The sequence below is a fragment of the Kitasatospora sp. NPDC048296 genome, assembly GCF_043201815.1.
Lineage (GTDB): Bacteria > Actinomycetota > Actinomycetes > Streptomycetales > Streptomycetaceae > Kitasatospora.
In genome coordinates, this window is sequence record NZ_JBICZB010000046.1 from 57,671 (window position 1) to 64,127 (window position 6,457).

The following is a 6,457-nucleotide window of genomic DNA, read 5'->3' on the forward strand; positions in this document are numbered from 1 at the left end:
GTACCCGAGGAAACACGTGAGCACCGAACAGACCGTCCCCGTCCCGCAGGTCCTTCATGAGGCCGGCCGCCGACGGACCTTCGCCGTGATCAGCCATCCGGATGCGGGCAAGTCCACGCTCACCGAGGCGCTGGCGCTGCACGCGCGGGCGATCACTTCTGCCGGTGCGGTGCACGCCAAGGGTGACCGGCGCGGCGTGACCAGCGACTGGATGGAGTTGGAACGCGAGCGCGGTATCTCGGTGACCTCGGCCGCATTGCAGTTCGGCCATCGCGGCCACGTGATGAACCTGGTCGACACCCCCGGCCACGCCGACTTCTCCGAGGACACCTACCGGGTGCTGGCCGCCGTCGACTGCGCGATCATGCTGGTCGACGCCGCCAAGGGCCTGGAGGAGCAGACCCGCAAGCTTTTCGCGGTCTGCCGCCATCGCGGCGTCCCCGTGATCACCTTCATCAACAAGTGGGACCGGCGCGGCCGGGATGCACTCACCCTGCTCGAGGACATCGAGACGCACCTCGGGATCACCCCCGTCCCGGTCGTCTGGCCGGTCGGCAGCGCGGGCAACCTGCGCGGCCTGGTCGAAGCGGGGAACACCGAGCAGATGTTGCGCTACACCAAGGTGCCAGCCGGCACGCACGCTGCCCTCGAGGAGCAGCTCACCTCCGAGAAGGCCGCCGAGCAGGAGGGCGAAGCCTGGACGACCGCGCTGGAGGAACTGGAGCTGGTGCTCTCCTCCGGCCCCGGCTACGACCAGGAAGCCTTCGAGGCCGGCAAGATCAGCCCGGTCTTCTTCGGTGCCGCGCTGACCAACATCGGTGTGAAGCCCCTGCTGGACGCCGTGGTCGACCTCGCTCCGGCTCCCGGGCCCCGCCCGCTGGCCAAGGGCGGCAGCCGCGAGGTCGGCGAGGAGTTCTCCGGCCTGGTGTTCAAGATCCAGGCGAACATGGACCCGGCCCATCGCGACCGGATCGCCTTCGTCCGAGTCTGCTCCGGCGTCTTCGAGCGCGGCATGCACGTCACCCGCGCGGCCAGCGGCCGCTCCTTCGCCACCAAGTACGCGCACACCGTCTTCGGAGCCGAGCGCACCGTGGTCGACACCGCGTACCCCGGCGACGTGGTCGGCCTGATCAACGCGAGCGCGCTGCGGGTCGGCGACACCCTCTACACCGGCAAGAAGACCGAATTTCCCCCGCTGCCCGCTTTCGCCCCCGAGTACTTCGCGGTGGCACGGCCCAAGGACATCAGCCGTTCCAAGCAGTTCCGCAAGGGCGTCGCCCAACTCGATGAGGAAGGCGTGATCCAGGTGCTGGTCTCCGACCGGCGTGGCGACCAGGCGCCGGTCATGGCTGCGGTCGGCCCGATGCAGTTCGACGTGATCCTGCACCGGATGGAGCACGAGTTCTCTTCCCCGATCGCCCTCGACCAGCTCTCCTACCGCTTGGCCCGGATCACCGACGCCGACGGCGCCGCAGCCCTGGCCAAAGCCCGCCTGACCAACGGCGAGGTGCTCACCCGCCGCTCGGACGACGTGCTGCTGGCCTTGTTCGCCGACAAGTGGCACCTGAACGCCTTCCAGCGCGCCCAGCCCGACGTCCTGCTCCAGCCGCTGATCGCCACGGCGGACTGATCACCGACCTCTCGGCACGGCGGCGCCGCTTGGCACGGCGGACGGCGCATGATGCGGCCCCTACCGGGGGTCTTCCGGCGCGCGCCGCCCCTGTGGGTGCCGATAAGTCTGTCCGTGCAGGTCATGCGGCATGTCGGTACTCGTGGAGGGTGCCGCCGAGACGGTCGCGTCCGCGGACGTCCAGCCGGGGGATCCGCCCGGGATCGGCGATCGGGACGGGCCGTGGTGTCAGTGACGTGTCCTGGTGGAGTGCGTGATGTGGGGGCGGTGGGTGATGTAGTGGTCCTCGAACTCCCGCAGTACGTACAGGAGATGGCGCTGGTTCCAGATCAGCGTCCGGTCGAGGGGTTTGCGTCGGCAGGTGAGTGCCCAGCGTTCCATTAACGGGGCCATGACGGGCAAAACGCCAGGATGATCACGGCCCGCTCGCCGCTGACGAATCGAGGTCGACACCACCATCGACTGCTGACCGAACCAACACGAAGGCCGGGCCCGACGCACACAGTGCGACGGGCCCGGCCTTGTTGCGTAGTAGCGGGGACAGGATTTGAACCTGCGACCTCTGGGTTATGAGCCCAGCGAGCTACCGAACTGCTCCACCCCGCGTCGGTGACACCGACTCTACGGCACAGCCCACACAGAACGAAATCTCATTTCCGCCGCCGCCGAGAAAATGCCTGCGGCAGGTGGCGGCGGCGGCCCAGGAATCCATCATGAGCATCACCTGCCGGATGGCTGGTCACCAGCGGACAACCCGCACGCAATCGCCGCCTCGGAGACGATTTGGCTCCGGGCGACCGTCGCCCTGACCGTCCACCGCATGCACGGCGACGACACTCAGGTCGGGCGGTTCAGCTCCCGACAGGGGCTGCATGCTGCCATCGCGTCCCACCCCCGTGCACCCGGTTCTCTCACTATCCACGTGCCCGGCACGGGCGTAAGCGATGTGGCAACTACCGGGCAGCCCGTGACCAGCCGCCCGACCTCTGACCGCACCTTTCTACGGTGGGTGCGCCGCAGCAGACGCAGGCGACGGGGGAGTGGTTCGTGCTCACGCGGGCAGTACGGCGGCGGTTGCTCAGGTCGGCGCGCGGGGTAGCGGTCCGGGCGGCTGAGCGCGGGGTCATGGGTGGGGCACATAGCGAGCGTTGGGTCCCGGCCAGCTTGCGTCCATGAAGTCGGGGCGATCGACGCGGTGGAAGCACCGAACCAGGAACTCGGTGAACGTCCCGGCGGTCTCGAACCACTCGCCCTCGTCGCTGCTGATGATGATCCGCCACTCGGCGGGATCGTTCTCGACCGAGCGGAAGAAATACCGGCTGCCGTGCTCATCGCTTCCCCACAGCAGCAGAACGCCCGATTGGACGTCGGACTCGTCGACCTCCCACCAGCCCTCGGCGATCTCGCCGTACCAGGCTGGACGCTCAGGTGGGGGTCCCCAGTAGCGCTCCAGCTCGGCCGGCGTGCTTTCCATCGGCCGGTCGATCGTCAGATAACCGTCCACCGAGCCAGGGCCGTACAGATCGAGGAACGCCTTGAAGTCGGTCGGCAGCCGGAAACCGAGGTGCCGCTCACTTGCATCCCAGATCGCGGGCGTGGCCCAACCCCAGGACTCCGGTTCCCCGAGGTGCGCGCGTAGTTGCTCGAGCGCGGTCTGGCTCTCCGGCTGGGGGCGGAAGATTGCTGCGGTCAGCACTGCCACAGGAACACGGCCTGTGTGCAGGGCTCGCAGGCGAAGGCGTAGGCCTCGCCGCGACCGCCGAAGTTCATCGCGGTGGCGTGGTCCCGTCCTTCCTCGAGCTGGACGACGAGCTTCATCTCCCGTGCGCAGGTCGGGCAGGCGGGGGTCTCGTCGTTCTGCAGCCACTCGGGCTGTCCGCCGAGCTGGCCGAGGATGTCAAGAGGAGTTCGGCCCGGCTGCTTCGCCCACTCCGTGTAGGCCTGGCCGTAATCGGCCGTGGTGGACGCAGTCTCGTACGCGACGGCGCTCACCGCGCCGAGCAGAACCGGCTCCTGGTCGTCGTCCTCGTCCAGCACGGGCACCGGGATCGGCTGGAGTGCGGCCGTAGGGAACAGCAGTGCGCGGTTGCCGCCCGCCTGCGGGTCCCACTCCTCGCACATGCCCGGGTCGTTCTGGCACATGAACAGGGCGAGCACGTCCCGCCCCTCGACGGCGCCCTGGCCGGCGTGGCGGCCGAGATCGTCGAGGAGCACCTGCGCCAGGAACTGCATCGGCCCGTCGCACGTGGAGCACTGAGGCCACGAAGTCCCGGCCGGGGCCAGCGGCACCCCGCCGGTGCGGGTGACAAATGCGGTGGGCTCGGTGGTGCCCGCGTACGTCATCAGGGTCGTCGTCACAGCCGGCGACTCTACGACAAGCCGCTGACACCTCGGCCTACACGGCCCGTGGTCACGACTCCGCCCAGACCCGGACCGGGACGAGGTGGATCGGGCACGTCAGTTGGCAGGGGCACCCGGTCATCGCGGCTACGTCTTTCGGCGAACGGAACGCCAGACGTGCTGCGCCCAGGGCAGGCATCCGGCTCTTACACGGGGAGCCTACGGAGGCGTCCGTGCCAGCTGACACGGGGGTGAGGGGCCGGGCCACTGAGCCTGGGCGCCCGTACCGGCTGTCGGGGGTGGCTGGGACGATCAAGCCATGGGAAACCTCTACGACTACTACGCGGCCGCTGACGACGCACAGGCCTTGGGCATCTTCGAGGACGGCCGGGTCGACGACCGGTTCGGCACGGTCGGCCTCAAGGGCGTTGACCCCTACGCCCTCCTCGGTGTGGTCGAGGCGGCCCTGAGGGGAGTTCCCGAGGAGCAGGTGGAAGCCGACCCGCGCTTCTGCGAGCTGCTGAGCGATCCGCAGCACGAGAGCCACTGGCTCGTCTCGCTCACCGACAGCCTGCGCGACGCGCTCGCGCTGGCTACCAGCGGCCGGCTGCAGCAGGCCGCGTCCGTGTGGACGCTCACCGAGGATGGCGCGGGACAGGACGCGGAGCTGATAGCCGACTTCCTGGAGCGGCTGGCCGGCCTCGCCCGTGACGCCGGTCAGTGCGGCCTGTACTGCGGTATCTCCCTGTAGACGTGCCGAAGTCGGGCTGCTCGACTGTCGCGCCCTCGACTGCCGGGATGGCCGAGCGTTCGGCTTCCGTCACCAACCTTCGTCCCGTTGTCAGCCCGATCCGCCACACTGCTGCCCGTGATCACTCCTGGTGAGCCGCCTGCCGGCATCGAATCGGTCCCGCACCCCAAGGCCGTCCTGCTCGACACGCCCTGGGCGGAGCTGAGCCACGCGTACGGGTCGGCCGAGGACACACCCATGCTGCTGGTCGGCCTGCTGGACGACGACCCCGAGGTCCAGGCCCATGCCCTGGGCCAGCTGCAGATGTCGGTCCTCCACCAGGGCTCGATCTACAGCAGCACCGCGCCGGTCGCGCTGTTCGTGGCCGGCATTCTGGACCATCCGCGTACCTCGGCCGCGCACGAGAGCGAGTACCCGTGGGACGACCGGGTCCGCCCACTTCGTGCCGCGCTACTGGAGTGGCTGGGCGAGATCGCGGAGTCGGTCGGCTACTACGACGACCGCGAGCAGGAGCCCGAGTACGACGACCCGGCCGACATCGCGGCCTGCCGGGCCGCCCGCCCCGCGATCCACCAGGCGGTGGCTCCCTACCTGGCCGATCCCGACTCCGTGGTTCGCGAGGCCGCCGTCGGTGCCGCCGGCCACCTGCTCATGACCCCCGAGCTCCGCGACCGGATACCCGACGCCGCCGAGCGGCTGCGCACCATCCTCACCACAAGCGGGGACCGGCGGGAGCGTGCTGCGGCCGTTCTGACCCTCGTCGCCCGGGCGCAGGACACCAGCGATCTGCTCGCCGACCAGGATCCGGCGATCCGTGCCTGCGCCGCCCTCGCCCCGCTCCCCGCCGAGGACCCGCGCCCCACCGCCATCCTGTTGGAGGCCCTGTCGGACCCGCGCACCGCCGACCACTGGTTCGACGCTGAACCCCTGCCCCAACTCGACGGATGGTTCCGCTTCACCCTCCTCCACGCCCTGCTCGCCCGCACCACCACCCTGGAAGAAGTCCTCGACGCCGCCTTGGCCTTGATGCCCATGGCCAACGACTTCACCGTCGAACGCGACTGGGGACCGCTCCTGCTGCGCGCCTTCCCCGACGGCAACGCCAGCGAGGCGGCCCTCACCGACGCCCAGTACCAACTCCTCAGCGCCATCGCGGCCAAGGACGACTGCTGGGGCAACATCGGCAACAAGATCACATGGCTGCGCCGAGCTGGACTGCCGCCAGAACGAGACTCCTTCCGCGCGCTCCTGACAAGCCGCGACCGGGCCTCCGACTTCTGACGGCTCGCGGAGAGCTCGGATCCTTGCGGCCCCTGCTGCCCGTCGGAGGCCTGGGCCGAGTTCCGGAACCCTCACAGGCTCATCCGATGCCCGGAGCGACCGGGTGCTCAGCTTGGAAGGTCAGCCTGCGTTCGGCGTCCTGCGCGATGTGGTCGAGAACATCGTCGAGTGCTGCGAACGCTTCCCACGGCTGTTGGCGGCCGGTTTCGCAGAGGCGCTCGATCAGTAGTTGTTCGAGATCAGTGACGCGCTTGCCCTTCCAGATCTTGTCGGCGAGGCTCACCAGTAAGTCGTCGGTGCTGATACCGGGGGCGTTCCACGATGCGTGGTTGCGGGCGAAGCGGGCGAGTTCCTCGGTGATGAAGTTCCACCCTGCGGTTGGACACTCTCTGTCTACGCCGCGAGGGTGTGACCTTGCCGGTGCCGCCGCCGAATCTCGAGTGGCGTGAGGTAGC

At 69.2% G+C, this 6,457-nt stretch carries 6 protein-coding genes, 1 tRNA gene and 1 pseudogene; 3 read left to right on the plus strand and 5 right to left on the minus strand.

Annotated elements, in window-relative coordinates:
• Positions 1-16 precede the first annotated feature (16 nt).
• Complete coding sequence (locus tag ACGF12_RS24890) at positions 17-1,630, plus strand: peptide chain release factor 3 (RefSeq protein WP_393034091.1); 1,614 nt, start codon at positions 17-19, stop codon at positions 1,628-1,630.
• Positions 1,631-1,858: 228 nt separating this feature from the next.
• Here the strand turns inward: ACGF12_RS24890 and ACGF12_RS24895 are convergent, their stop codons facing one another.
• From ACGF12_RS24895 to ACGF12_RS24910, 4 genes are all read right to left on the minus strand, one after another.
• The gene (locus ACGF12_RS24895; protein ID WP_393034094.1) at positions 1,859-2,011 is read right to left on the minus strand and encodes a hypothetical protein; all 153 of its coding nucleotides are present in this window, start codon (positions 2,009-2,011) and stop codon (positions 1,859-1,861) included.
• A 151-nt stretch (positions 2,012-2,162) separates the two neighbouring features.
• Positions 2,163-2,236: transfer RNA gene (locus ACGF12_RS24900), tRNA-Met, on the minus strand.
• A 517-nt stretch (positions 2,237-2,753) separates the two neighbouring features.
• Positions 2,754-3,326: an SMI1/KNR4 family protein gene (locus ACGF12_RS24905; protein WP_393034096.1), complete on the minus strand. Its 573-nt coding sequence runs from the start codon at positions 3,324-3,326 to the stop codon at positions 2,754-2,756.
• Positions 3,320-3,988: a DUF1963 domain-containing protein gene (locus tag ACGF12_RS24910; RefSeq protein ID WP_393034099.1), complete on the minus strand. Its 669-nt coding sequence runs from the start codon at positions 3,986-3,988 to the stop codon at positions 3,320-3,322. Before ACGF12_RS24910 ends, ACGF12_RS24905 begins: the two co-directional genes overlap by 7 nt.
• 301 nt (positions 3,989-4,289) lie before the next feature.
• Between ACGF12_RS24910 and ACGF12_RS24915 the strand changes: the two genes are divergently transcribed.
• Positions 4,290-4,721 carry a hypothetical protein gene (locus ACGF12_RS24915; protein ID WP_393034102.1) on the plus strand — a complete coding sequence of 144 codons (432 nt, stop codon included), beginning with the start codon at positions 4,290-4,292 and terminating at the stop codon, positions 4,719-4,721.
• 117 nt (positions 4,722-4,838) lie between these two features.
• Positions 4,839-6,002 (plus strand): HEAT repeat domain-containing protein, encoded by a 1,164-nt coding sequence (locus ACGF12_RS24920; protein ID WP_393034105.1) that lies wholly within the window; start codon positions 4,839-4,841, stop codon positions 6,000-6,002.
• 79 nt (positions 6,003-6,081) lie between these two features.
• Here ACGF12_RS24920 and ACGF12_RS24925 read toward each other — a convergent pair.
• Positions 6,082-6,457: pseudogene (locus ACGF12_RS24925) on the minus strand (phosphohydrolase); the annotation flags it as partial.

What these genes read in the sequence shown, in the direction of transcription:
- ACGF12_RS24895 (WP_393034094.1), bottom strand. Translation starts at nt 2,011, where the DNA reads ATGGAACGCTGGGCACTCACCTGCCGACGCAAACCCCTCGACCGGACG.
- ACGF12_RS24915 (WP_393034102.1), top strand. Translation starts at nt 4,290, where the DNA reads ATGGGAAACCTCTACGACTACTACGCGGCCGCTGACGACGCACAGGCC.